Annotated in this window: 24 protein-coding genes; 9 read left to right on the plus strand and 15 right to left on the minus strand. The window is 71.1% G+C overall.

The window, feature by feature from the left end:
* Positions 1 to 7: 7 nt before the first annotated feature.
* Positions 8 to 754: a 3-oxoacyl-ACP reductase FabG gene (gene fabG, locus ACGFNV_RS15020; protein WP_393622558.1), complete on the minus strand. Its 747-nt coding sequence runs from the start codon at positions 752 to 754 to the stop codon at positions 8 to 10.
* 112 nt (positions 755 to 866) lie between these two features.
* On the opposite strand from fabG, the gene ACGFNV_RS15025 reads away from it, so the two are divergent.
* On the plus strand, positions 867 to 2,093 hold the full coding sequence (locus ACGFNV_RS15025) for an acyl-CoA dehydrogenase family protein (protein ID WP_393622560.1): 1,227 nt from the start codon (positions 867 to 869) through the stop codon (positions 2,091 to 2,093).
* Between the two features lie 174 nt (positions 2,094 to 2,267).
* Here the strand turns inward: ACGFNV_RS15025 and ACGFNV_RS15030 are convergent, their stop codons facing one another.
* Positions 2,268 to 2,849, minus strand: coding sequence for a DUF2889 domain-containing protein (locus ACGFNV_RS15030; protein ID WP_393622562.1), 582 nt, complete (start codon positions 2,847 to 2,849; stop codon positions 2,268 to 2,270).
* On the minus strand, positions 2,846 to 3,691 hold the full coding sequence (locus tag ACGFNV_RS15035; RefSeq protein ID WP_393622564.1) for an enoyl-CoA hydratase-related protein: 846 nt from the start codon (positions 3,689 to 3,691) through the stop codon (positions 2,846 to 2,848). The genes ACGFNV_RS15030 and ACGFNV_RS15035 overlap by 4 nt, the downstream gene beginning before the upstream one ends.
* A 174-nt stretch (positions 3,692 to 3,865) precedes the next feature.
* On the opposite strand from ACGFNV_RS15035, the gene ACGFNV_RS15040 reads away from it, so the two are divergent.
* On the plus strand, positions 3,866 to 4,666 hold the full coding sequence (locus tag ACGFNV_RS15040) for a FadR/GntR family transcriptional regulator (RefSeq protein ID WP_393622565.1): 801 nt from the start codon (positions 3,866 to 3,868) through the stop codon (positions 4,664 to 4,666).
* Between the two features lie 113 nt (positions 4,667 to 4,779).
* On the plus strand, positions 4,780 to 5,961 hold the full coding sequence (locus ACGFNV_RS15045; protein ID WP_393622567.1) for an amidohydrolase family protein: 1,182 nt from the start codon (positions 4,780 to 4,782) through the stop codon (positions 5,959 to 5,961).
* A 46-nt stretch (positions 5,962 to 6,007) separates the two neighbouring features.
* Here the strand turns inward: ACGFNV_RS15045 and ACGFNV_RS15050 are convergent, their stop codons facing one another.
* The 6 genes from ACGFNV_RS15050 to ACGFNV_RS15075 are packed head-to-tail and all read right to left on the minus strand — an operon-like array spanning position 6,008 to position 10,901.
* Positions 6,008 to 7,135: a serine hydrolase domain-containing protein gene (locus ACGFNV_RS15050; RefSeq protein ID WP_393622569.1), complete on the minus strand. Its 1,128-nt coding sequence runs from the start codon at positions 7,133 to 7,135 to the stop codon at positions 6,008 to 6,010.
* A complete protein-coding gene (locus ACGFNV_RS15055) occupies positions 7,125 to 8,609 on the minus strand; it encodes a class I adenylate-forming enzyme family protein (protein WP_393622571.1) in 1,485 nt (494 codons plus the stop codon). The genes ACGFNV_RS15050 and ACGFNV_RS15055 overlap by 11 nt, the downstream gene beginning before the upstream one ends.
* 3 nt (positions 8,610 to 8,612) lie before the next feature.
* Entirely contained in the window at positions 8,613 to 9,035 is a 423-nt protein-coding gene (locus ACGFNV_RS15060; RefSeq protein ID WP_133931158.1) for a MaoC/PaaZ C-terminal domain-containing protein, read from the minus strand.
* Positions 9,032 to 9,484: a MaoC family dehydratase N-terminal domain-containing protein gene (locus ACGFNV_RS15065; RefSeq protein ID WP_393622572.1), complete on the minus strand. Its 453-nt coding sequence runs from the start codon at positions 9,482 to 9,484 to the stop codon at positions 9,032 to 9,034. The genes ACGFNV_RS15060 and ACGFNV_RS15065 overlap by 4 nt, the downstream gene beginning before the upstream one ends.
* Before the next feature lie 45 nt (positions 9,485 to 9,529).
* Positions 9,530 to 10,378, minus strand: a complete 849-nt coding sequence (locus ACGFNV_RS15070; protein ID WP_393622574.1) for an enoyl-CoA hydratase-related protein — start codon at positions 10,376 to 10,378, stop codon at positions 9,530 to 9,532.
* A 4-nt stretch (positions 10,379 to 10,382) separates the two neighbouring features.
* The gene (locus ACGFNV_RS15075; RefSeq protein WP_393622576.1) at positions 10,383 to 10,901 is read right to left on the minus strand and encodes a PaaI family thioesterase; all 519 of its coding nucleotides are present in this window, start codon (positions 10,899 to 10,901) and stop codon (positions 10,383 to 10,385) included.
* A gap of 153 nt (positions 10,902 to 11,054) precedes the next feature.
* Between ACGFNV_RS15075 and ACGFNV_RS15080 the strand changes: the two genes are divergently transcribed.
* The gene (locus ACGFNV_RS15080; RefSeq protein WP_393622577.1) at positions 11,055 to 12,266 is read left to right on the plus strand and encodes a CaiB/BaiF CoA transferase family protein; all 1,212 of its coding nucleotides are present in this window, start codon (positions 11,055 to 11,057) and stop codon (positions 12,264 to 12,266) included.
* Between the two features lie 129 nt (positions 12,267 to 12,395).
* Here the strand turns inward: ACGFNV_RS15080 and ACGFNV_RS15085 are convergent, their stop codons facing one another.
* From ACGFNV_RS15085 to ACGFNV_RS15100, 4 genes are read right to left on the minus strand one after another with little or no spacing between them, the layout of a single operon-like run.
* Positions 12,396 to 13,151, minus strand: coding sequence for an SDR family NAD(P)-dependent oxidoreductase (locus ACGFNV_RS15085; RefSeq protein WP_393622579.1), 756 nt, complete (start codon positions 13,149 to 13,151; stop codon positions 12,396 to 12,398).
* Positions 13,151 to 13,663, minus strand: a complete 513-nt coding sequence (locus tag ACGFNV_RS15090) for a nuclear transport factor 2 family protein (RefSeq protein ID WP_393622581.1) — start codon at positions 13,661 to 13,663, stop codon at positions 13,151 to 13,153. Before ACGFNV_RS15090 ends, ACGFNV_RS15085 begins: the two co-directional genes overlap by 1 nt.
* Positions 13,660 to 14,838 (minus strand): acyl-CoA dehydrogenase family protein, encoded by a 1,179-nt coding sequence (locus ACGFNV_RS15095; RefSeq protein WP_393622583.1) that lies wholly within the window; start codon positions 14,836 to 14,838, stop codon positions 13,660 to 13,662. The genes ACGFNV_RS15090 and ACGFNV_RS15095 overlap by 4 nt, the downstream gene beginning before the upstream one ends.
* Before the next feature lie 19 nt (positions 14,839 to 14,857).
* On the minus strand, positions 14,858 to 15,976 hold the full coding sequence (locus tag ACGFNV_RS15100; protein ID WP_393622584.1) for an acyl-CoA dehydrogenase family protein: 1,119 nt from the start codon (positions 15,974 to 15,976) through the stop codon (positions 14,858 to 14,860).
* Positions 15,977 to 16,084: 108 nt separating this feature from the next.
* Here ACGFNV_RS15100 and ACGFNV_RS15105 point away from each other — a divergent pair, with 108 nt between their 5' ends.
* Together ACGFNV_RS15105 and ACGFNV_RS15110 are read left to right on the plus strand one after the other, a co-directional pair.
* Positions 16,085 to 16,906, plus strand: coding sequence for an enoyl-CoA hydratase/isomerase family protein (locus ACGFNV_RS15105; protein WP_393622586.1), 822 nt, complete (start codon positions 16,085 to 16,087; stop codon positions 16,904 to 16,906).
* A gap of 27 nt (positions 16,907 to 16,933) precedes the next feature.
* Entirely contained in the window at positions 16,934 to 17,434 is a 501-nt protein-coding gene (locus tag ACGFNV_RS15110; protein ID WP_393622588.1) for a MaoC family dehydratase, read from the plus strand.
* Here the strand turns inward: ACGFNV_RS15110 and ACGFNV_RS15115 are convergent.
* Both ACGFNV_RS15115 and ACGFNV_RS15120 read right to left on the minus strand, forming a co-directional pair.
* Positions 17,413 to 18,822 carry a family 1 glycosylhydrolase gene (locus ACGFNV_RS15115; protein ID WP_393622589.1) on the minus strand — a complete coding sequence of 470 codons (1,410 nt, stop codon included), beginning with the start codon at positions 18,820 to 18,822 and terminating at the stop codon, positions 17,413 to 17,415. The two genes, ACGFNV_RS15110 and ACGFNV_RS15115, sit on opposite strands and share 22 nt — an antisense overlap.
* A gap of 119 nt (positions 18,823 to 18,941) precedes the next feature.
* Complete coding sequence (locus ACGFNV_RS15120) at positions 18,942 to 19,796, minus strand: crotonase/enoyl-CoA hydratase family protein (protein ID WP_393622590.1); 855 nt, start codon at positions 19,794 to 19,796, stop codon at positions 18,942 to 18,944.
* 96 nt (positions 19,797 to 19,892) lie between these two features.
* On the opposite strand from ACGFNV_RS15120, the gene ACGFNV_RS15125 reads away from it, so the two are divergent.
* Genes ACGFNV_RS15125 through ACGFNV_RS15135 form a run of 3 tightly spaced genes read left to right on the plus strand, consistent with a single transcriptional unit; the run spans position 19,893 to position 22,837 of the window.
* The gene (locus tag ACGFNV_RS15125; protein ID WP_393622591.1) at positions 19,893 to 20,678 is read left to right on the plus strand and encodes an enoyl-CoA hydratase/isomerase family protein; all 786 of its coding nucleotides are present in this window, start codon (positions 19,893 to 19,895) and stop codon (positions 20,676 to 20,678) included.
* A 3-nt stretch (positions 20,679 to 20,681) separates the two neighbouring features.
* Positions 20,682 to 21,818 (plus strand): acyl-CoA dehydrogenase family protein, encoded by a 1,137-nt coding sequence (locus tag ACGFNV_RS15130; RefSeq protein ID WP_393622593.1) that lies wholly within the window; start codon positions 20,682 to 20,684, stop codon positions 21,816 to 21,818.
* Positions 21,815 to 22,837, plus strand: a complete 1,023-nt coding sequence (locus ACGFNV_RS15135) for a TIGR03617 family F420-dependent LLM class oxidoreductase (RefSeq protein WP_393622594.1) — start codon at positions 21,815 to 21,817, stop codon at positions 22,835 to 22,837. Before ACGFNV_RS15130 ends, ACGFNV_RS15135 begins: the two co-directional genes overlap by 4 nt.
* The last annotated feature ends 3 nt before the right edge of the window (positions 22,838 to 22,840 follow it).

A 22,840-nucleotide genomic window follows, 5' to 3' on the forward strand; every position in this document is an offset into this window, starting at 1 on the left:
AGGGGGCTCACATGTACCGGCCGCCGGTCACTTCGACCACGGCGCCGGTGACGTAGCTCGCCATGTCGGAGGCGAGGAAGAGGACGACCTGGGCGACCTCGGCGGGCTCGCCCGCGCGGCCCAGGGGGATCTCCGCGAGCTTCGTGTCCCAGGCGGCCCGGGGCATCGCCTCGGTCATGGCGGTACGGATCAGGCCGGGCTGTACGGCGTTGACGCGGATGCTCGCCTTCGCGAGCTCCTTGGCGGACGCCTTGGTGAGGCCGACGAGTCCGGCCTTGGCGGCGCTGTAGTTCGTCTGGCCGAAGTTGCCGACCTTGCCGGCGATGGAGGAGATGTTGACGATGCTGCCGCCCTGTCCGTGCGCGCGCATCGCCTCGGCGGCGTAGCGCGTGCCGTTCCAGGCGCCGGTCAGATGGACGTCGACGACGGCACGGAAGTCGGCGGCGGCCATCTTGCGCAGGGTCGCGTCCCGGGTGATCCCGGCGTTGTTGACCATGACGCCGACCGGTCCGAAGGTGCCCGTGCAGTGGGCGACGAGGGCGGCGACCTCGTCCTCGTCGGTGACGTCGCAGCGCAGCGAGGTGGCGGCCACGCCGTTCCTGGCCAGGCGTTCGGCGGCCTGTGCCGCGGCGTCCTCGTTGATGTCGCCGAGGACGACGGATGCGCCTCCGGCTCCGAGGACGCCGGCGATCTCGAAGCCGATGCCCTGTGCTCCGCCGGTGATCACCGCGTTCCGGCCGTCCAGCAGTCCCATGTCAGCCCGCCCCAGTCGACACTATTCCTCTTAAATAGATAACCTATTATGCTGAAACAATCAATACAGCGATCGACTGCCGCGACCGAGGCCGGGCGAGGAGAGTACGCAGGTGGACATCAGCTATCCCGCGGAGACCGAGACGTTCCGCACCGAGGTCAAGGACTTCCTCGCCGAGGCGCTGCCGCCGGACTGGAAGGGCATCGGCGCCCTCGACGAGGAGGCGGCCTGGGCCTTCGCCCGGGACTGGCGCGGCCGGCTGGCCGAGCGCGGGTACCTCTCCCTCACCTGGCCCGAGGAGTACGGCGGCCGCGGCCTGTCCAAGCTCCACCAGGTCGTCCTCATGGAGGAGCTCGCCCGGGCCGGTGTGCCGTTCGGGCTGCCGCAGGACACCTTCGGCGTGAAGATGCTCGCGAACACGCTGCTGCGCTGGGGCACGGAGGAACAGAAGAAGCACTTCCTGCCGCGGATCCTCAGCGGCGAGGACACCTGGTGCCAGGGGTACTCGGAGCCGGACGCGGGCTCGGACCTGGCCTCCCTGAAGACCCGCGCCGTACGGGACGCAGACCAGTGGGTGATCGACGGGCAGAAGGTGTGGACGTCCGGCGCCCACCACAGCGACTGGATCTTCGTCCTGGCCCGCACCGACCGGGACGCCTCCAAGCACCGCGGCATATCCTTCCTCCTCGTCCCACTGGACCAACCCGGTGTCGAGGTCCGCCCGTTCCGCATGATGAGCGGCCAGCTGCACTTCAACGAGGTCTTCTTCAGCGGCGCCCGCACCCGTGCCGACCTCGTCGTCGGCGGCGTCGACAACGGCTGGACCGTCGCCCAGAGCCTGCTCGGGGTGGAACGCGGAGAGGAGGCGGCGACCAACCCGATCCTGTTCCGGGCCGAGGTCGAGCGGCTCGTCGAACTGGCCCGCCAGTACGGCAAGGACCAGGATCCGGTCGTACGGCAACGGATCGCCTGGTGCTGGTCCAAGGTCGAGATCATGCGCTTCCTGGGCTACCGGATCCTCACCGGCTGGCTCAAGGGTGCCGAGCCTGGCCCCGAGACGTCGATCGCCAAGCTGTACTGGAGCGAGTACCACACCGAGGTCACCGACCTCGCGATGGACATCATGGGCCTGCACGGCCAGGTGCCGACGGGCCGGCCTCCCCTGCGCACCTACCGCACCGACGACCCGGGCGCCGCCAACTCCTCGGCGTCGTGGTCCACGACGTACCTCATCGCCCGCTCCGGGACGATCTACGCGGGGACCTCGCAGGTGCAGCGGAACATCCTCGCCGAGAAGGTGCTGGGGCTGCCGCGCGAGCCGAGGATCACGGGTCCGTAGGCCGCAGCGAGCCGGGGCCACGCGCCCGAGGCCACCGGCAGCCGAGGCGGACGAACCCCGGGCCGACGCAAGCGAGGCTCCCGGACCCGCGGGCCGCGGTCGCCCCGGGGTCACGAACCGGCGAGCCGCGGTCGCCCCGGGGTCGTGAACCCGCAAGTCGCAGTCGACCGGAGCTCACGCACCCGCCGGCCGCTCGAAGGTGCTGAGGTCCGGGACCGGGCGCGGGCCGGTCCCGGGGCGCCAGCCCGCGTCGAGCTTGCGCAGGCCGATACCGTCCGGCGCCCAGATGTGGCAGCTGTTCAGCACTCCGGCCGTCAGCCGCGGGTCGTCGGCCGGCTCGCCCGCGTCACGGCGCCGCGCGTTGGCCGACATGGCGGCCTGCACGACCGCGGGTCCGAGAGCGCGGGTCAGTTCGTGGAGGTGGGAGCAGCCGGACACACCGCGGAACCGCTCCTGGATCGCCCGGTTGTAACCGGAGGCGACGCTGAGCCCGACCAGGCCGGAGAAGGCCGGGGCGATCAGCGGACACTCGGCGTGCGGGAAGCTCCGCATGTCGGCGTCGGCAGCCACGACGACCATGTCCGCGAGGCGGACGCGGACCGCCAGCACCATCCGGTGCACCACGGCGTCCGACGGCCGCGCCCACGGCCGCTCGTCGCACAGTTCCGCCTCGACGGAGATGTTTTCGCCGCCCTCCTCCGCGTAGGCGGTGAGAGTGATGGTGCGGCGGTGCAGCGGGAGTTCGGTGCGGGTCATGACGCGGTCTCCTCCCGCTCGGAGTCCTTCAGGGCCGACTCCCCCAGCCCGGCGAACTCCGGCTGCCGACGCTCGATGAAGCTCAGCACGCCCTCGCGGTAGTCCGGGGCTCGCTTCGCCGTGGCCAGCAGGGCGGCCGCCCGGTCGCGGCTCTCGGTGAAGGTCCGGCCCTGGTCGTCGGCGAGCTGCCGCTTGATGAGGGACATCGCGTACGGGCTGACCGAGCGGGCCAGTTCGGTCGCGTACGCGAGTGCCGCGGGGAGCAGGTCCTCGGGCTGGACCAGACGGTTGACCAGTCCCATGTCCAGGGCCTCGGTTCCGGTGATCCGGCGCGAGGACAGCAGCAGGTCGCTCGCGTTGCCGTGGCCGACCAGCCGGGGCAGGATCCAGGACACCCCGTCCTCGGCGACCAGCCCCCGCGCGCTGAAGGCGGCGGCGAACTTGGCGTGCGGCACGGCGAACCGGACATCGCACATCAGCGCCTGGTTGAACCCGATGCCCGCACAGGCGCCGTTGATCGCCGCCACCACGGGCTTGGGGAAGAACATGGGGCGGGTACGTGGGGGCAGCTGGTCGGTGGGCCACGGGCGGGCCCCCGACGACGCCCCGTCCAGCACGCTCATGTCCATCCCCGGACAGAAGCTGCGGCCGGCACCGGTGAGCACCACGGCCCGGACCCGTGGGTCCGCCTCCGCCCGGTCGAACAGCTCGTTGTAGAGCAGCTCCATCTCCAGCGTCCAGGCGTTGTGCCGCTCGGGCCGGTTCAGGGTGAGCAGCATGACCCCGTCGTCGGTGAGCTCGGTGAGGATCACCGGGGTCGGGTTCTCGGTCTTCGAGGTCACTCCCACACTCCCACGGGCCCGTCGTTTTATAGGTAGATGAATCATCTATATACCAACGGCGAGCCCGGCACCAGACCAGTTGCCGCAAAGGCAAGATCGGCCGTCCCTTGACCTGGTACGCTCGATGCACTAAGACGATTCATTTTGCTATATCACGTACGAGGAGAGCCCACCGTGGCCGAGGCAGCCCGCGCAGAAACGGCGGCTGTGCCCGCCCCAGCCCGCAACCGCGTCGGACGCCAGGTCCGGGTCCCGAAGACCGCCGAACTGGTCGCCGCGCACCTGCGCCGTCAGATCGTACGGGGCGAGCTGAAGCCCGGTGACGCGCTGCCGCCGGAGTCGGGCCTGATGGAGCAGTTCGGCATCTCCCGGCCGACCCTGCGCGAGGCGTTCCGCGTCCTGGAGTCGGAATCCCTGATCACGGTGCGCCGCGGTGCCCACGGCGGCGCCCGGGTGAGCGCACCCGACGCGGAGGTCGCCGCCCGTTTCGCCGGCCTGATCCTCGAGTACCGCGGCGCCACCCTCGGTGACATCTACCGCGCGGCGGCCCTCATCGAGCCGCCCTGCGCCCGGCAGCTCGCGGTCAAGCACACGGCGGACGACATCAAGCGGCTGCGCGACGCGGTGGCGGCCGAGAAGGCCGTCCTGGACGACCCGCTCGCCCTGGTCGACGCGCAGGACGCGTTCCACGCCCTCCTGGTCGAACGCACCGGCAATCAGACCCTGATCCTGCTGTGCGGCATGCTGCGCAACATCATCGACCGGGCCAACGCCTCGTACACCGCGGCCGCCACGGACGCCGAGACCCAGAAGGCGCAGGCCCTCAAGGGGCACCGGGCCCACGCGCGACTGGTCGGCCTGATCGAGTCCGGCAAGGCAGAGGAGGCCGAGAAGCTGTGGCAGCGGCACATCTCCAGTGCTGACGACGTCGTGAACTCCGCCGGCCCCAAGACGGTGCTCGAACTCCTCGACTGACCGCAGGGACGCACTGTCGCCCAAGCTTCCAGCCACTACCCCTTGCCTCCTTCAAACAGTTAGATAATTATAGGAGGCGTACTGAATAGCTCTGGGGTCCGGAGGCGACGGCCATGGCCGAACAGCGCAAGCGAATCTTCGACTGCGACCAGCACATGTACGAGGAACGGGACTCCTTCACCCGCTATCTGCCGAAGGAGTTCCTCGGCCAGGCGGTGGCCCCGGTGACTCTGCCGGACGGCCGCGAGGTCATCCTCGCCGGTGACCGGATCGTGGTCTGTCTCGAGCCGGAGTTCGGGCAGGTGTACCGGCCCGGCTCACTCAAGGAGATGCTCAAGGCGATGGCCTCGGGCAACCCCGAGGAGACGTACCAGTTCGAGCCGATGCACGAGGCGTACCAGAACCGTGAGGCACGTCTGCGGATCATGGACGAGCAGGGGCTGGACCAGACGATCATGTACCCGGGCGGCTGGGCACTCGTCGCCGAGGAGTACGTGCAGGGCGTGGAGCCGCTCTACGCCAACTACCACTCGTTCAACCGCTACATGAACGAGGTCTGGGGCTTCAACCACCAGGACCGCATCTACTCCCCCGCCCTGCTGTCCCTGCGCGACCTGGACCACGCGGTGAAGGAGCTGGAGTACGTCCTGGAGCAGGGCGCCCGCTTCATCATGCTGCCGACCGGGCCGCAGTACGGCCGCTCGCCGGGCGACCCGTACTTCGACCCGTTCTGGAAGCTCCTCAACGAGGCCAAGGCCAGCGTCTGTTACCACATCAGCGAGTTCTACTACAACTCGCATGTCGCCCCCGCCTGGGGCCACGACCCGAACCCGATCCACTTCCGGATGTCCGCGTGGCAGTGGATGAACACCTACGGTCAGCGCCCGATCGAGGAGACGCTCTCCGCGCTGATCTTCGACAACCTCTTCGGCCGCTTCCCCGACATCAACGTCCTGGTGTCCGAGTTCGGCGCCGAGTGGGTGCCCCATTTCGTGCGCCACATGGACAAGAGCCGGGGCATGGGCCGCAACGGGCCCTGGATCGGCGGCCAGTTGGACGAGCGTCCCAGCCAGGTCTTCCGCAAGCACGTCCGCGTGGTGCCCTACCCGGAGGACGACATCCCGAGCCTGGTCAAGCGCCTCGGGTACCACGAGTCCATCGTGATGGGCTCCGACTTCCCGCACGCGGAGGGCATCGCCAACCCGGCCGACTACCGCAAGCTCCTCGCGGAACTCGACGAGTCGGTCCAGGACGACATCATGTACAACAACGCCCAGCAGCTGATCAGCCGCTGAGCGCAGGAGACCGAGGGGGGCGGGCCCGGCAACGGGCCCGCCCCCCTCAGTCGGTGAGATCGGCCGCCAGGTTCGCCAGGTTCGTCAGCAGCGCCGTACCGCGCCGCGAGTGGTCGTAGCCCGCGAGCGGATAGCCATTGCTCAGGCAGGCGAAGGACAGTCCCGTCTCCGGGTCCATGAAGCCCAGTTGGTACGCGGCTCCCGCGCTGCCGAACAGGGCGTGTGAGCCGGTGGACGGCAGGTTGCTGCCCGCGTCCGGCCCGGCGACGGTGACGAACAGGCCCATGCTGGTACGCCGGCCACCGCCTCCGCCGTAGATCTGCTCCCCGTACGGGTACTCCGTCAGCCGGATCCGCGTCCCCTCGGCCACCGCCTCCGGCTTCCACAGACCCGAGTGCTCCAGCGCCTGGAAGTACAGCGCGACGTCGGCCGCGGTGGCGACCAGGGCGTGACTGGGCTCGCCGGCCGCCAGGACGCGTGGATCGGACAGGTACCAGGGGCCCCAGGGATCCGCCTCCTGGTCGTCACTCGTACGGTCGGTGGCCGTCATCGGCGCCACCGTGTCGGGCTGCCGTTCCACCGGTACACCGAGTTCGATCGACGACAGGCCGAGCGGCCGGGCGATCCGCTCGTGCAGGTAGTCGGCGAACGCGAGGCCCGTACGCCGTTCGACGATCTCGGCGATCAGCCAGGCGGCCGAGGTGAGGTGGAACTGGAAGCGGCTGCCCGGCGGGTGGTCGAGCCGCCAGCGGCCGAAGGCGGCCAGTCGCTGTGCGCGGTCGAGCATCTTCGGGTGGCCGAGCGGCGCGAAGGGAAAGCCCGCGGTGTGGGTGAGCACCTGCTCGACCGTCACCGCCTCCTTTCCGTTCGGCGCGAACTCCGGAATGATCGCGGCGACTTGCTCGCCCACGTCCAGCAGTCCCTCGCCGATCAGCTTCCACACCACGCCGGCGACGATCGACCGGCCGACCGACTGCAGCACGTAGCGCGTGTCCGGACCGGCGTCGCCCCAGGTCTCGAAGGCCACCAGCCGGCCGCCCCGGGCCACCGCGACCTGCGCGGACGGCAGCGGTCCGTGCTCGACCTCCAGACGGATCCTGCGCAGCAGCACGTCCAGTCGGTGCGGGTCTACGCCGGCCGCCTCCGGGCCGACGACCGTGTGGTCAGGCGTCACGTGCTTCTCCTTCACGAGCGGCGGGCTCCGGCTCGGGTTCCCGCAGGTGGCGTCGCACGACCTTGCCGTTCGCGTTGCGCGGCAGGGCGTCCACGAACCACCAGCGGACGGGGACCTTGAACCCGGACAGCCGGGCACGGGTGTGGTTCCTGAGGGCCGCCGGGTCCGGCGGGGTGTCGGGATCGGCCGGTACGACGAAGGCGACGACGGTCTGGCCGAGCCGGTCGTCGGGAACGCCCACGACCGCCGCGTCCGCCACTCCGGGATGGGCGGCCAGGACCGTCTCCACCTCCAGCGGGTGGACGTTCTCGCCGCCGCGGATGATCATGTCCGTGCGCCGCCCGAGGAGGTAGAGGTAGCCGCCCTCCGCCACGCGGCCCAGGTCGCCGCTGTGCAGCCAGCCGTCGGCGTCGAGCCGGAAGAGGTGGTCGGCGCGTGCGTGGATCTCGCCGACGCCGTCCGGCCCGGCGTCGTGGACCCTGACCTCGACCCCGGGCGCGGGGCGCCCCACCGACCGCAGCAGCTCGGTGCGTCCCGCGACCGCCTCCCGGTGGTCCTCGGGGGTGAGCACGCTGATCGGCGAGCCCTCGGTCTGGCCGAACATGTTGAGCATGCGGACGCCGGGCATCGCCTCGTACGTCCGCCGCAGGGTGCCGGGACGGACGGGCGCGCCCCCGTACTGGAGGACCCGCAGGCTCTCGTGGCGCGCCTGGCCGGCCGCCAGCAGGGTCTCCAGCATCGCCGGGACCATGCTGGTGTGCGTGGTGCCGAGGCCCCGCATCAGGGCCCAGCCCTCGACGGTGAAGCGGGGCAGGCCGGTGACCAGGGCGCCGGCGGCGAGGGCGACGGCGATGTTGCCGAGGCCCGCGATGTGGTGGAAGGGCGCGCTGCCGCCGTAGAAGCTGTCCGGATCGAGCCCGCACAGTTGCCCGTTGACGCGCGCGCGGGCGGCCAGGCGTCGCTGGGTCATGGGGACGGGTTTGGGCAGGCCGGTCGTCCCGGAGGTGTGCAGGACAGCGGCGAGTTCGTCGGGCTCGGCGGCCAAAGCCCGTGCGTGGGGGCGCAGTTCGGGCACGATCTCGATCCGTCGGCCGGACAGTTCGGCGACCTGTCGGCCGAGATCGGCGAACTCCGGCTGCGCGACGAGCACCTGGGCCCGTGTCTCCTTGACCACCGCGGCGATCTCGTACGGGGTCATGCGCACCCCGAGCGGGGCGAGCGGGTGGCCCGATCCGGCGCCGCCGATCACCAGGGCGAGGGCGTCGGCGGAGGTGGCGACCAGGGCGGGCACCGGGGCACCGGGTTCGAGGCCGAGGGAGTCGAGCCAGTCGGCCGCGCCGCCGGCCCGGTCGAGGAGCCCGCGCCCGGACCAGGTCAGGTCGCCGAAGCGGACGGCGGGGCGGGCATGATCGTAGGCACGGCTCACCATGGCGGTCCAGGTGGCCGCCTGCCCCGCCTCCTGAGCGGCGGCCACGGCTCAGGGTTCCAGGCGGGCCGTCGCGGTGCCGCTGACCACCTCGGCGCCGTCCTGGTTGCGGGTGCGCAGGGAGAAGTGGGCGACGGGGCCGGCCGGAGTGTCCTCGATCGACTCGACGGTGGCCGTGGCCGTGAGGGTGTCGCCGGGCCAGACCTGGGCCTTGAAGCGCACGCCGTAGCGCAGCAGCGATTCGGGGCCCACCCAGTCGGTGAGGACCCGGCCGGTCATCCCCATCGTCAGCATCCCGTGGGCGAAGACCCCGGGGTATCCGGCGGCCTCGACGGCGAACCTCTCGTCGGTGTGCAGCGGGTTGAAGTCGCCGGACGCGCCGGCGTACTGCACGATCCGGGTGCGCTTGAGGTCGTCGACCAGAACGCTCTCGCGGGTTTCGCCGACCTTGATGTCGTCCGGGCTCAGGCTCATCGGGCGTCCTTCGGGGTTGCCGGGCCCTCGGGGACGACGGCCACGGTCACGGAGCTGACGACCGGTGCGCCGTCGGCGTCCCGGTACTCGGTGATGCGCTCGCTGAAGAGCAGACGGCCGCTGCGGCCCTGCTTCTCCCAGCTGCGGCCGGGCACGGCGTGCGCGTAGAGCGTCTCGCCGGCGCGCACCGGGCGGTGGTACTCGAAGTGCTGCTCGGCGTGGAGACCGCCACCGCCCTCGGCCATCACCCCGGGGCCGCGGCCGGATCCGAACCACTCCTCGTCCGGCCTGGGCCGCAGGTGGTAGTCGGGGTCGTAGTGGGCGCCGGCCATGGTGAAGGTGGGCGGGGCGAGCGCGGTGTCGCCCCGGTAGGCGGGGTTCTCGTCGCCGATGGCGCGGGCGAACAGCATGATGTGCCCGGCCTCGACGGGGAACGGTTGCCCTGTCATCGTCGTGCTCCTCGTTCGATACAGCGGATCGGTACGGACAGCGGGTCAGTACGGCAGGAACGCGTCGCGGGTCGCCTCGTCGGGGTCGAAGTCGGGCGGAAGGCCCTCGAACTTCGGCTCCCGCTTCTCCATGAAGCTCGCCACGCCCTCGCGGAAGTCGGGTGAGCCCGCGAAGAACTCCATGGCGGAGTAGGAGCGGGCGAGGGCGTCGGTGAAGGTGCGGTCCAGGTCGCCGTACACCTGGTGGCGTACGACGGCCATGGCGCGCGGGGAGCAGTTGCGGGCGATGTCCCGGGCGTAGGCGCGGGCGGCGCCGAGCAGGTCCTCCGGTTCGACGACGCGGCTGACGAGGCCGAGCTCCTTCGCCTCGTCGGCGTCGAAGACGCGGGCCGACAGCAGCAGGTCGAGCGCGTTCTCCAGGCCGACGACACGGGGCAGGACGTACGGCAGGTTGTACTCGCCGGCGAGGCCACGGCGGGTGAAGGCGGTGGTGAAGCGGGCTCCGCGGGCGGCGAACCGGACGTCGCAGATGAGGGCCTGGACCAGACCGATGCCCGCGCAGGCGCCGTTGACGGCGGCGATCAGCGGCTTCGGCAGATTCCGCCTGCTGTACATGGGCACGCGGGCCTGGAGGTTGAGCGACTGCCCCGGCTGCGCGTTCTGCTCCAGCCGCTGGACGTCCATCCCGGGGCAGAAGGCCTTGCCCGCGCCCGTGACGATCACGACGCGGACGGCCGGGTCGTGGGCGGCCCGGTCGAGGAGCGCGAAGAAGCGGCGCTCCATGGGGATGCTCCAGGCGTTCCTGCGTTCGGGCCGGTTGAGGGTCACGGTGGCGACGCCGTCCTCATCGACCTCGTACAGCACCAGGTCGTCCTGGGCGGGTTCCTCGCTCATCACGTCACTCCTCGGTCAGGGGGTCGATGGGTGCAATGGGATCGATGGGTTCGATCGGATCGCCGACGCCCGGTCGTTCCCCGGAGATGGTGACGACCACCTGTCCCCGGGCACAGATCCGGCCGTCGGTCAGGACGTCGACGTCGGCGAAGTGCACCCGGCCGCCCCGCCGCAGACAGCGGGCCCGGGCCACGGCCTCCTGTCCTCGTGCGGGCGCCAGGTACTGCACCGACATCGACACGGTGCTGAGCCGGCTCCCCTTCGTGAAGTCGTGCCCGGCGATCACGGCTCCGGAGCCGGCGGTGTCGATGAGCGCCGAGATCACCCCGCCGTGGAAGACGCCTTCGTGCGCGGAGAGCGCCTCGGCGTACGGGAGCACGATCTCGACGCCGTCGGGTTCCCAACGCCGTACGCGCATCCCGCAACGGCGGTTGAAGGCGACGCCGCGTTCCCAGCGGGCGCGGAACCAGGCTCGGCGTTCCCGCTGCTCCTGGTCGGTGAGGGTCCTCGCCGCGACGGTCATCAGCACGCCCTCCGGTCTCGGCCTACCAGCCGATCCATATAGTTACATGAATTGGATAGTTGCAGCAATTACACAGGGTGCCACACGGGACGCCATGGTGGCTTCTATGTATTATTTATCTAACTGATTCAGTTTGAACAGAGGGAGGCCCAGATGCCGTCGACCGCCCTGGCCGGGGTCCGCGTCCTCGACCTGTCCCGCATCCTCGCCGCACCCCTGGCCACCCAGATGCTGGCCGATCTGGGCGCGGAAGTGATCAAGGTGGAGCGGCCCGGGACCGGTGACGACTCACGCACGTACGGCCCGCCCTTCGCCGACGGACCCGACGGCACCCGGACCGACACGGCGGCCTTCTACCTCTCCTGCAACCGCAACAAGCGGTCCGTCACGGTCAACCACGCCACGGCCGAGGGGCAGGCGTTGATCCGCGCCCTCGCCTCGCGGTCGGACGTGCTGGTCGAGAACTTCCGGGCGGGGACACTGGCGAAGTACGGGCTCGACCACGAGAGCATGCGGGAGCTCAACCCGCGGTTGGTCTACCTCTCGGTGACGGGCTTCGGCCAGACCGGGCCGTACGCGCAGCGCCCCGGCTACGACGGCATCTTCCAGGCCATGTCCGGGATGATGAGCGTGTCGGGGCACCCCGGGGAGCCGATGAAGGTCGGGGTCAGCATGGTCGACATCCTCACGGGGCTGTACGCCTCCACGGCCGTGCTGGCCGCCCTGCGGCACCGGGACGTCACCGGGGAGGGCCAGTTCATCGACCTGTCGCTGCTGGACTGCGGACTGGCCTCGCTCTCGCACTTCGCGATGAACTACCTGGTCTCCGGGGAGGTGCCGGTGCGGCGCGGCAACGGCGGGTACGGCGGGATCCCCTCCCAGGCCTTCCTGTGCGAGGACAAGCCGCTCTTTCTCGTCGCGGGCAACGACAAGCAGTTCGCCGCGTTCTGCGCGGCGGCCGACCGCACCGACCTGCTCCAGGACCCCCGGTTCGCCACGACCTCCGCCCGGATCACCCATCGCGAGGAGATCCTGCCGGTGCTGGAGGCGATCCTGCGTACCCGCACCCGGGACGACTGGCTGGCCGCACTCGACGAACACGACGTCCCGGCGGGTCCGTTCAACGAGATGCCCGAGGTCTTCGCCGACCCGCAGATCCAGCACCGCGGGATGCTGGTCGAGGTCGAGGACCCGGTCTCGGGGCGGCTCCCGCTGCTCGCCAATCCGATCCGGTTCACGGCGACGCCGGTGGAGGGGTACGCCGCGCCGCCCGCGCTGGGGGAGCACACGGCTGAAGTACTGGCTGAGCTGGCCGATGTGACGGGGGATCAGTTGGCGGCGCTGCGGGCGCGGGGTGTGGTGTGAGGTGGTTGGGGGTGCATGGGGAGGCGCCGGTCGGCATGTCTCCCCCCGTCCGGCGTTTGAGGACGAAGGCGGTCGCCCGCAACAACGCCGACTCCGGCTAGGCCGAAGCGGGGGTGGAACACTCCCGCCTCACCCGATCAGCGTCCGCCCGCCCTCGAGCATCAGCGTGGCCCCCGTCAGATAGGACATGTCGTCGCTGACGAGCGCGGCCACCGCCCGGCCGATGTCCCCCTCCGTATCACCCATCCGGCCCAACGGGATACCGGCGACCACCTGTGCGGCCTTCTCCGGGTGGGCAGCGAAGTACTCCTCCGCCGCCGGGCTCAGTGCGGCCGGGCAGACGACGTTCACGCGGATCCCGTAGGCGCCCCACTCGCGCGCGGCCACCCTGGTCAGCCCACGGATGGCCTCCTTGGCCATCGCGTAGGCGGCGAAGCCCACCTCCCCCTGCACCGCGGCCGACGAACCGAGGTTGACGACGCTGCCGCGGCTGGCCTTGAGGTGGGGCAGGGCGGACCGCATCGCGTGGAAGGTCGCCAACGGGCCGCTGCGGTAGGTGAGTTCGACATCGTCGTACGACGTCTCCTCCAGCCGGCGCTGGACCGAGCTCTGCGCGTTGTTGACGAGCACGTCGAGGCCGCCGAACTCCCGTACCGTCTCGGCCACCATGCGGTCGACGTCGCGGCGCTCGCCCACGTCGCCGACCACGAGGTGCGCCCTGCCGCCCCGCCCGGCGATCTCCTCGGCGGTGCCCTTCAGCTTGTTCTCGGTCCGGCCGGTGATCACGACGGCCGCTCCCTCGGCCGCGAGCGCGAGCGCGATACCGCGCCCCACGCCCTGTCCGCCACCGGTGACCAATGCCGTCTTCCCGGACAACCGTGCCATCACGTCTCCTTCCAGAAGGGCGCCCAGGAGGGAAAGGCGTCGGGCAGCGCCGGTCGTCCGGCGCCCTCCCAGCCGTTGAATCCCACCGCCTGGGGGCGCTCGGTCACGTCGGCCGCGTACCAGTGCTGCTCGCGGCGCCGCGAGAAGTACCACTCGCCGTCCACCCGCGCGTACTCGTCGAGGTAGCGGATGGCCATGACGATCCACCGCTCCCCCACCTCGTGCTCGGCACGGCAGTAGACGGAGCCGGTGGCGCTGTCGCGGCCGGTGAACTCGATCCGGTGGCCGCAGATCTGGTGCACCGACCGGTTGAAGCCGCGGACGAGGGGTTCGATGTACGCGCGCAGCACCTCGCGGCCCCGGCCGAGGCGTCCCATGTCCACGTCGGGCCGGAAGCAGCCCACCCACGCGTCGAGGTCCCGTGCGTCCACGGCCAGTGCGTAGCGCACGGGCAGCTGCTGGACGGCAAGGTGCGACTCGACGCGGTCGAGCCGGTCTTCGACCGACGTCACGGCCGTGGCTCCTTCGGCAGGCCGAGCAACTGCTCCCCGATGATGTTGCGCTGGATCTCGCTCGACCCGCCGTAGATGGTCTCGGCGAGCGAGAGGAGGAAGGAGCGCTGCCGGGTGTCCAGGCGGTAGTCCTCGCCGACGATCTGTCCGGCGGGACCGGCCAGCTCCATGGCCAGGTGGCCGAGTCGCTGGTGGCGGGTCGAGGCGTACAACTTGGCCGTCGTGGCCTGTGCGCCCGGTGTGCGGCCCGCGGTCAGTTCGGCGAGGGTGCGGAGGTTGGTGGTGCGCATGATGCGTACGGAGATCCAGGCGTCCAGGATCCGGCGGCGCAGCATCGGATCGTCGAGCGCGCCCCGCTCCCGTGCCAGGTCGATGAGCGCCTCCGCCTCCCGCTCGAAGGTGAGCTGCTGGGGCAGCAGCGTGGTGCCGCGTTCGATGCCGAGCGTGGTCATCGCGGTGCGCCAGCCCTGGCCGACCTCGCCGACGACCATGTCCGCGCCGGTGCGCGCGTCCGAGAGGAAGACCTCGGCGAACTCGTCCTGGCCCGCGAGGTTGCGGATGGGGCGGATGTCCACGCCCGGCTGGTCGGTGGGCAGGAGCAGCATGGTCAGACCCTTGTGGCGCTGGGAGTCCGGGTCGGTGCGGGTGAGGAGGTAGAGCCAGTCGGCGTGCATGCCGAAGGACGTCCACACCTTCTGGCCGTTGACCACCCATGCGTCGCCGTCCCGCTCGGCGCGGGTGCGTACGGACGCCAGGTCGGAGCCGGCTCCGGGTTCGCTGAAGCCCTGGCCCCACAGTTCCTCGACGGCGAGGATCGGGGGCAGGAAGCGCTTCTTCTGTGTCTCGCCGCCCACCTTGAGGAGCATCGGGCCGAGCAGGTCGAGGGCGTTGACCGTGGCGCGGTAGGGGGCGTTCGCGCGGGCGTACTCGTACTCGAAGACGATCTCCTCGAGGAGGCCGAGACCGCGTCCGCCGTACTCCCGCGGCCAGCCCACGCCCAGCCAGTCGCCGGCCGACAGTTCGCGGTCCCAGGCGAGGCGGACCTCCCAGGCCGCGCCGTCGGTGGGGCCGCCCACGCCCCGGTGCTCGGCGAACTCGCCCACCAGATGATCGGCGAGCCAGTCCCGCAGCTCGTCGCGGAAGTCGCGTACGGCGGGCCCGAAGTCCAGCTCCATGCCAGCTCCTTTGCTGAGATCAGATGCCGAGCCGGGTGGCGAGCAGCTCCCGGTGGTACGACGGTGTGCCGAGCAGCACCTCGGAGCTCTTGGCCCGCTTGAAGTACAGGTGCGCGGGGTGCTCCCAGGTGAAGCCGATCCCGCCGTGGATCTGGATGGCGTCGCCGGCGACCTTGGTGAACGCCTCCGAGCAGAACGCCTGGGCGAGAGCGGCCGCGACGGCGATCTCCGTGTCGTCCCCGGCGTCCAGCGCCCACAGTCCGCCGTAGGCGGCCGAGCGGGCGGACTCGATCTCCACCAGCATGTCGGCGCACTTGTGCTTGATCCCCTGGAACGAGCCGATGGGCCGGCCGTACTGCACACGGATGCGGGCGTAGTCCACCGCGGCGTCCAGAGCGGCGGCCGCTCCGCCGACCTGTTCGGCGGCGAGCAGGACGGCGGCGGTGGCGAGGGCGCGTTCGAGGGCGGGCCACGCCGTGCCCTCGGTGCCGAGCAGGCGGGCCGGGGTGTCCGTGAACTCCACCCGGGCCTGTTTGCGGGTCTGGTCGAGGGTGGGCAGGGGGGCGCGGACCAGGCCCGGCGTGTCGGCGTCGACCGCGAAGAGGCTGATGCCGGAGGGGGTGCGGGCGGCGACCAGGAGCAGGTCGGCGAGGTGGCCGTCGGGGACGTAGGTCTTCGCGCCGGTCAGCCGCCAGCCGCCGCCCCGGTCGTGGGCGGTGAGCCGGATGCCGGACGCGTCCCAGCGGCCGCCGTCCTCGGTCAGGGCCAGCGTGGCCACCGTCTCGCCGGACGCGATGCCCGGCAGGAGGTCGTGTCGGGCCTGTTCGTCGTCGCAGCGCAGCAGGGCCTCGGCGGCCAGGGCGACGGTGGCGAGGTACGGGCCGCACAGCAGGGCGCGGCCCGCCTCCTCGAAGACGATGCCGAGGTCGACGTAGCCGAAGCCGGAGCCGCCGTACTCCTCCGGCACGGCGAGTCCCTGGAGGCCGAGTTCGCCGGCCATGCGGCGCCAGACGACGAGGTCGTGGCCGCGGGGGTCGGCGGCGAGGCGGCGTACGTCCGGTTCGCCGGAGTGCTTGGCGAGGAACGACCGCACGACCTTGCGCAGTTCGTTCTGTTCCTCGCTGAAGGTGAGATCCATGCCGAGCTTCCCGTCCTCGGTGCGGGCGGGCTGCCGCCCGCTTGCCGCTCACCGTTGGATACAGTTAGATAATTATAGTATCCACACTGAATACACCAGGAGCGCGACGTGACCGATCTCTACGCCCCGTTCACGAGCCTGACCTTCGAGCGGCCCGCGCCCGGCGTGCTCCGTATCGTGCTCGACGCCCCGAACCTCAACGCGGTGGACCCCCGGATGCACGGTGAACTGGCGGACATCTGGCCCGTCGTGGACCGTGACGAGCAGACCCGTGCGGTGCTGGTCCAGGGGGCGGGCCGGGCCTTCTCGGCGGGCGGGACCTTCGACTCCATCGAGGACATGACCGAGGAGTACGCGGTGCGCGCCCGGGTGATGCGCGAGGCGCGGGACATGGTCTACGGGGTGATGAACTGCTCCAAGCCGGTCGTCTCCGCGATCCACGGCCCGGCGGTCGGTGCGGGGCTCGTCATCGGCATGCTCGCGGACATCTCGATCGCGGCCCGCACGGCGAAGATCGTCGACGGGCACACGCGTCTCGGTGTCGCGGCCGGCGACCACGCGGCCATCTGCTGGCCGCTGCTGTGCGGCATGGCCAAGGCCAAGTACTACCTGCTGACCTGCGAGGTGCTCACCGGCGAGGAGGCGGAGCGGATCGGGCTGGTGTCGAAGTGCGTGGACGACGCGGACGTGCACGCCGAGGCGCTGCGCGTGGCGACCGCGCTGGCAGCCGGGCCCGCCAGCGCCATCAGCTGGACCAAGCGGTCCCTCAACCACTGGTACCGGACCGCGCAGCCGATCTTCGAGGCCTCGCTCGGCCTGGAGTTCTTCGGGTTCGCGGGACACGAGGTCGTCGAGGGCCTGGCCGCCCACCGCGACAAGCGCACTCCGGACTTCGAGGGTGTGGGCGACAAGCACCCGCTCGATCTGTGACCGGTTCCGTACGAGAAGGAAGACACCATGACGACGGAAGAAACCATCATCGACGCCCCGCCGCTGGTACGGGGGCTGACCTATGAGGAGATGCCGGTCGGGCAGGTCTTCAGGACCGCCCGCCGCACGATCACCGAGACCGACCTGGTCAACTTCGTCACCTGGGGCGGCTTCACCGAGCCGCTCTTCTGGGACGCCTCGCACGCGGCGGACGGCGGCTACACGGGCCGGCTGGTCCCGGGAGGGCTGACGTACTGCCTCGCGGAGGGACTTGTACTGCAGACCAACGTGCTGCACGGCACCGGCCTCGCCTTCCTGCACATGGAGCTGACCGTGCGGGGTCCGGTGTACGTCGGCGACACGCTGTACGCCGTCGTGGAGACGACCGGCTGCCGCCCTTCCAGCAAGCCCGGCCGGGGCGTGGTGACCAGCCGGATCACCGTGCGCAACCAGCGGGACGAGGACGTGCTCGTCTACACGCCGGTGCGGCTGATCCGGGGCAGGGACTACGTGGCCGAGACGCGCTGAGTCCGGGCGGGACCCGGCACCAGGGTCAGCCCGGCCGCCCGGCCCTGACCGGGTACGACGGCGAACGCTCCCCCGTTCACCCAGTCCGAGGGGATCGGGGGGCGCGGCGGGGGCTCGTGGTCCGGGACGGCCATCGCGTACAGGCGGGTGTAGCGGAACTTCGCCTCCAGGTTGTCGAGCACCGACCAGTACTCGTAGCCGCAGACGTCCACCCCGGCCGTGACGAGGCGTGCCAGCCAGGTGAGCCGGGCACGCAGCAGGGCCCGGCGCCGGGCGTCGTCGCTGTGCCCCGTGTCGTCGACCAGGTCCAGGTCGCCCATACCGTTGTCGATCACGGACAGCGGCGGCAGCAGGTCTCCGTACAGTTCGTACAGGCCGGCGACGGCGTCGGCGAGTCCCTCGGGGATGATGGGCCAGCCGTAGGCGGTCGTCTCCACGTCGTCGAAGGGGACGACCGCGAAGCCGAGGCCCACCAGCAGGCGGTTCACCTCGTTGAGGGCGCTCTGGCACTTCGCGGACGGCAGCACCCGGGGCAGGTTCTCGGGTGCGGTGACGCGGAACGGGGTGTGCCAGGACAGGCCCAGCAGGTCCTGGGCGGTGGCGATGACCTCCAGGTCGCCGGGGCGTACGCAGCCGGTGGCCTCCACCGGGACGACGCCCTCCTCGGTCACCATGTGCTCGCCGAGCAGCAGGGGGTCGAGGAAGAGGCGGTTGGTCCAGCTCTCCAGACGCTCCAGGGCGAGGCGGTCGTAGGGGTCGTCGGTGGCCGCGTAGCCGCCGACGAGGGTGACCGTGGTCCCGATCCGGCCCCGTGCGCCGGCGGCCCTGAGGGCTCGGGTGGCGAGACCGCCCGCGAGCAGGATGTGGTGGACCGCGGGCAGCCCGGCCCGGCCGGCGCCCCGGCCCGGTGAGTACATTCCGGCCACGTGGTCCGCGAGCGTGGGACCGGCCAGGTCGGTGGAGGTGATCCACCGCTCCACCCGGTCGCCGAACCGGCGGCCCAGCTCGGCGGCGTACGCGGCGAAGTGCTCGGCGGTGTCGCGGGCCAGCCAGCCGCCGGCCGCGTCCAGCCATGGCGGCAGAGAGCGGTCGAGCAACGTGACAGCGGGCCGCGCCCCCTCCGCGAGCAGGGAGTCGAGCGCGCGGTCGCAGCGGTCGAGGGCCTCCCGGTCCCAGCCGCCGGGGCCGTCGGGCTGGAGCCGCGGCCATCCGGCCACCATGCGGTGCGTGTCCGGGACGATGCCGGTCAGCTGCCGGATGTCGTCGGTCCACTGCCGGAAGTGGCCGCCCCGCTCGGGCGCGGGTGGAAGTGGGGCCGCGATGGTGTCCGCGGTGGCGACCCCCCAGTCGACACGGCCGAGGGACTCGTGCAGGAAACCATCGCTCATGGTTACCGTCCAGGCGGTCAAATGGTTTAGCGCATTCAACTGAATTCCGCCGACCGGACGCTAACACTTCGAGCAAACTACGACAATGTTTCGGCCAGATTTTCCGATTGCGCCGCCCCCTACTCACCGAAGGGGCGGAACTCCTCCTCCTGCCACCAGGGGAAGACGGGCGGCATGTCCTTGCTGACCCGGCCCGGGAACGCGGGCGGCCGCTTGGCGAGGAACGACTCGACGCCCTCCACGGGGTCCGGGCCGCCGCCGATCTGGCTCATGATCCGCGAGTCGAGCCGGTGCGCGGTCATCGGGTGGGGCTCGCCGAGCATCCGCCACATCATCTGACGCGACAGGGCGACCGAGATCGCCGAGGTGTTCTCGGCGATCTCACGGGCGAGCGCGTACGCCGCCGGCAGCAGTTCCTCGGGCGGGTGGACGGAGCGGACCAGCCCGGCCGCCAGTGCCTCGTCGGGGCCGAAGACGCGCCCGGTCGCCACCCATTCCATGGCCCGCTGCATGCCCACGGCGCGTGGCAGGAACCAGCTCGCGGCGGACTCCGGCACGATGCCCCGGCGGGCGAAGACGAACCCGAACTTCGCCGAGGTCGACGCCAGCCGGATGTCCATGGGCAGGGTCATGCTGGCGCCCACGCCCGCCGCCGGGCCGTTGATCGCCGCGATGACCGGCTTGGTGCTGGAGAAGATCCGCAGTGCCACCCGCCCCCCGGTGTCGCGGTGCCGGGTGCCCGCCTTGCGGTGGTCGAAGGACGAGCCGCCGGAGCTGACGTCGGCGCCCGCGCAGAAGCCGCGCCCGGCGCCGGTCACCACGATCACGCGGACGTCGTCGTCCGCGTCGGCTGCGTCCAGGACGTCGAGCAGGTCGGTCATCATCTGCGGGGTGAAGGCGTTGAGCCGCTCCGGCCGGTCCAGGGTGACGGTGAGGATCCGATCCGCCAGTTCCGTGCGCACGGTCTCGTACATGGGGCGTCCTCCGTCACTTCGCGGAACCGGTTCTCAGTCGGGCTAATTAGTTATACCATTCAACTCTACTGACTCTTTCTGTACGCGGCGGTGGAGATGACGGATCTGGTGGTGACGGCCGTCGGGCCGGTCCGGCTGGTCGAGCTGAACCGGCCCGAGCAACTGAACGCGATGAGCGAGGAACTGCACTCCGGTCTCGCGTCGGTGTGGGACGAGCTCGCCGCCGACCCGGACGCACGCGCCGTCGTGCTCACCGGGCGCGGCCGGGCGTTCAGCGCCGGGGGCAACTTCGACATCATGACCCGGGTCCAGCGCGAGCGCGCCTTCCGGGAGCGGAACGTCGACGAGGCCCGGCGGATCATCACCGGCATGGTCCGCTGCCCGCTGCCGGTGATCGCCGCGGTCAACGGGCCCGCCGTCGGACTCGGCTGCAGCCTGGCCCTGCTGAGCGACCTCGTCCTGATCGCCGACGACGCCCATGTCGCCGACCCGCACATCCAGGTCGGACTCGTCGCGGGCGACGGCGGCGCCCTCGTGCTGCCCCTGCTCGTCGGCTTGACCCGCGCGAAGGAACTGCTGTTCCTCGGCGACCGGGTGAACGCCGAGGACGCGGTCCGGCTGGGCATCGCCAACCGGGTGGTGCCGAAGGACAAGCTCATGGACGAGGCGATGGACCTGGCCGGGCGGCTGGCGGCACTGCCGACGCAGGCGCTGCGCGAGACCAAACGGGCGGTGAACCTCCACCTGGAGCAGGCCATGGCGGGCGTTCTGGAGCCCGCCCTGCTCGCCGAGCGGGACAGCATGCACCACCCGGACCACATCGCCGTCGTCGAGAAGATCATCGCGGCCCGCCGTGGTCGCCGATCCGCCGAGAAGGGCTGAGGCATGGACTTCGCGTTCAGCGACGAGCAGGAGGAACTGCGGCGCACGGTACGGGCGTTCCTGGCGGACACCTCGCCCGAGAGCGAGGTCCGGCGCCTGATGGAGACGCCGGAGGGCTTCGACCGCGCGCTGTGGCGCCGCATGGGCACGGAGCTGGGTCTCCAGGGGCTGGCCGTCCCCGAGGAGTACGGCGGTGCCGGGTGCGGGCCGGTCGAAGTGGGCGTCGTGATGGAGGAGACGGGCCGGGCGCTGCTGTGCGCGCCGTTCCTGTCCTCGGCCGTGCTGGCGACGACCACGCTGCTGCGCTGCGCCGACGAGGAAGCCCGCAAGCGCCTGCTGCCCGGCCTGGCCTCCGGCGAGCTCGTCGCGACGCTGGCCCTGACCGAGGACTCCGCCCGCTGGGACGCCACGGGAGTCCGGCTCACCGCCCGTGAGTCGGCGGGAGGTTGGCTGCTCACCGGACACAAGACATTCGTACTCGACGGTGCCGCCGCCGATGTCGTCCTCACCGTCGCCAGCACCCCGGACGGCATCGGGGTCTTCTGGGTGGACGGCGACGCGGCGGGGCTGACCCGTGAGCCCCTGCCCACGCTGGACCCGACCCGCCGGCAGGCGCGCCTCGACTACCACGACGTACGGGCGACCCGGCTGCGTACGCACGGCGGGGGCTGGGACCTGGTGTCCCAGGTGCTCGACCGGGCGGCGGTGGCACTCGCCGCCGAGCAGGTCGGGGTGGCCTCCCGTGCGCTCGACATGGCGGTGGACTACGCCAAGGTGCGGCACCAGTTCGGGCGGCCCATCGGCTCCTTCCAGGCCGTCAAGCACCTGCTGGCTGACGTCCTGCTGGAGGTCGAGTCGGCGCGCGCCGCCGCCCACTACGCGCTGCTGGCGGCCGACGGCGAGGATCCGGAGCTGCCCGCCGTGGCGAGCCTGGCCAAGGCGTTCTGCTCCGACGCCTGTCTGCAGGCGACGGAGCAGAACATCCAGGTGCACGGTGGTATCGGCTTCACCTGGGAACACCCGGCCCACCTGTATCTGAAGCGGGCCAAGACGTCACAGTTGCTGTTCGGGGATCCGGCGTACCACCGGGAACTGCTCGCACGGCGCATCGGTAGGGAAACGGTCGGAGGAGCGGCATGAAGGTCGACGGCAAGCTCAATGTGTGGAGCACCGCCGAGGTGGTCGAGGAGGCCCGGCACCACGAGAAGGCGGGCTACGACGGCCTGTGGGCGTCGGAGTCCAAGCACGACCCGTTCCTGCCTCTGATGCTGGCGGCCGAGCACACCGACCGCCTCGAGGTGGGAACGGCCATCGCCGTGGCCTTCGCCCGCTCCCCGATGCAACTCGCCTACACGGCACACGATTTGCAGGCCTACGCCGACGGACGGTTCTCGCTCGGCCTCGGCAGCCAGATCAAACCGCACATCGAGCGACGCTTCGACATGCCGTGGAGCCGGCCCGCGGCCCGGATGCGGGAATACGTGAGCGCGCTGCGGGCCATCTGGGCCGCCTGGAACGAGGGCGAGAAACTCGACTTCCGCGGCGATTTCTACACGCACACGCTGATGTCGCCCTTCTTCTCTCCCCCGCCCGCACCCGGCGGCGCACCCAAGGTGTTCGTGGCCGCGGTCGGCGAGGCCATGACGCGAGTGGCGGGCGAAGTCGCCGACGGGCTTCTCGCCCACGGTTTCACCACCGAGCGGTACCTGCGGGAGGTGACCCTGCCGACCGTGCAGGCGGGGCTGACCAAGGCGGGCCGCACGCGGGACGACTTCGCCGTCTCCCATCTTCTCCTGACCGCGACCGGCCGGACGGAGGAGGAGATGACCCGCGCGATCGACGGCACCCGTGGTCAGATCGCCTTCTACGGCAGCACCCCCGCCTACCGCGGGGTGCTGGAGCTGCACGGGTGGGGCGAACTCGGCGACGAACTCCACGCGTTGTCGACGTCCCGGCGCGAGGACAAGTGGGAGGCGATGAGCCGGCTCGTCGACGACGAGGTCCTGCACACCTTCGCCGTCGTGGCGGAGCCGGACCGGGTCGCGGGCGAGATCCGGCGCCGGTACGGGGCGCTGGTCGACCGGGTGTCCTTCTACACGGCGTACGAGATAGACGCCGAGGTGTGGGAGCCGATCGTGCGGGAGCTGCGCGAGAGCTGACCT

This window comes from Streptomyces sp. NPDC048751 (genome assembly GCF_043198595.1).
GTDB lineage: Bacteria > Actinomycetota > Actinomycetes > Streptomycetales > Streptomycetaceae > Streptomyces.

Excerpts from the sequence above, each read along its gene's own strand:
- fabG (WP_393622558.1), bottom strand. The coding sequence starts at position 754 with ATGGGACTGCTGGACGGCCGGAACGCGGTGATCACCGGCGGAGCACAG.
- ACGFNV_RS15030 (WP_393622562.1), bottom strand. The coding sequence starts at position 2,849 with ATGACCCGCACCGAACTCCCGCTGCACCGCCGCACCATCACTCTCACC.
- ACGFNV_RS15045 (WP_393622567.1), top strand. The coding sequence starts at position 4,780 with ATGGCCGAACAGCGCAAGCGAATCTTCGACTGCGACCAGCACATGTAC.
- ACGFNV_RS15060 (WP_133931158.1), bottom strand. The coding sequence starts at position 9,035 with ATGAGCCTGAGCCCGGACGACATCAAGGTCGGCGAAACCCGCGAGAGC.
- ACGFNV_RS15065 (WP_393622572.1), bottom strand. The coding sequence starts at position 9,484 with ATGACAGGGCAACCGTTCCCCGTCGAGGCCGGGCACATCATGCTGTTC.
- ACGFNV_RS15070 (WP_393622574.1), bottom strand. The coding sequence starts at position 10,378 with ATGAGCGAGGAACCCGCCCAGGACGACCTGGTGCTGTACGAGGTCGAT.
- ACGFNV_RS15075 (WP_393622576.1), bottom strand. The coding sequence starts at position 10,901 with ATGACCGTCGCGGCGAGGACCCTCACCGACCAGGAGCAGCGGGAACGC.
- ACGFNV_RS15080 (WP_393622577.1), top strand. The coding sequence starts at position 11,055 with ATGCCGTCGACCGCCCTGGCCGGGGTCCGCGTCCTCGACCTGTCCCGC.
- ACGFNV_RS15085 (WP_393622579.1), bottom strand. The coding sequence starts at position 13,151 with ATGGCACGGTTGTCCGGGAAGACGGCATTGGTCACCGGTGGCGGACAG.
- ACGFNV_RS15095 (WP_393622583.1), bottom strand. The coding sequence starts at position 14,838 with ATGGAGCTGGACTTCGGGCCCGCCGTACGCGACTTCCGCGACGAGCTG.
- ACGFNV_RS15100 (WP_393622584.1), bottom strand. The coding sequence starts at position 15,976 with ATGGATCTCACCTTCAGCGAGGAACAGAACGAACTGCGCAAGGTCGTG.
- ACGFNV_RS15110 (WP_393622588.1), top strand. The coding sequence starts at position 16,934 with ATGACGACGGAAGAAACCATCATCGACGCCCCGCCGCTGGTACGGGGG.
- ACGFNV_RS15115 (WP_393622589.1), bottom strand. The coding sequence starts at position 18,822 with ATGAGCGATGGTTTCCTGCACGAGTCCCTCGGCCGTGTCGACTGGGGG.
- ACGFNV_RS15120 (WP_393622590.1), bottom strand. The coding sequence starts at position 19,796 with ATGTACGAGACCGTGCGCACGGAACTGGCGGATCGGATCCTCACCGTC.
- ACGFNV_RS15125 (WP_393622591.1), top strand. The coding sequence starts at position 19,893 with ATGACGGATCTGGTGGTGACGGCCGTCGGGCCGGTCCGGCTGGTCGAG.
- ACGFNV_RS15130 (WP_393622593.1), top strand. The coding sequence starts at position 20,682 with ATGGACTTCGCGTTCAGCGACGAGCAGGAGGAACTGCGGCGCACGGTA.
- ACGFNV_RS15135 (WP_393622594.1), top strand. The coding sequence starts at position 21,815 with ATGAAGGTCGACGGCAAGCTCAATGTGTGGAGCACCGCCGAGGTGGTC.